The sequence below is a fragment of the Salifodinibacter halophilus genome, assembly GCA_012999515.1.
In the GTDB taxonomy this organism is placed as follows: domain Bacteria; phylum Pseudomonadota; class Gammaproteobacteria; order Nevskiales; family Salinisphaeraceae; genus Salifodinibacter; species Salifodinibacter halophilus.
The window spans coordinates 1-301 of the sequence record JABEEB010000129.1; the positions used below are offsets into that span (position 1 = coordinate 1).

A 301-nucleotide genomic window follows, 5' to 3' on the forward strand; every position below is an offset into this window, starting at 1 on the left:
GATCCGTCGCCAACTTGCCCGGCACCAGAGTCGGCTCGAACCACTTGCTCAGCAGATCGTCCTTGAAGAAGTCCAGCGCCCACTTCTCCTGGTCGCGGCGGTCCTCGGCGTCGGTGAAGGCTTCCACCTGGATGTCGATCACGCCGTTTTGCACCAACGATTCGAACGCCGCGTCGATGCCGGCCTTGAACCAGGCGTACTGCCCTTCCAGGCTGGCGCTGAAGTGGTTGTAGATGCGCTCGAAATCGGCGGTGATGGTGACCCGCAGCGCCGGGCGCATCGCCAGGTACTTGAAGTCGTA

General features: G+C 62.5%; 1 protein-coding gene. It reads right to left on the reverse strand.

Annotation, left to right across the window (positions count from 1 at the left end; genetic code table 11):
• On the reverse strand, positions 1-301 hold a 301-nt coding region (locus HKX41_11000; protein ID NNC24658.1), incomplete at both ends, for a hypothetical protein.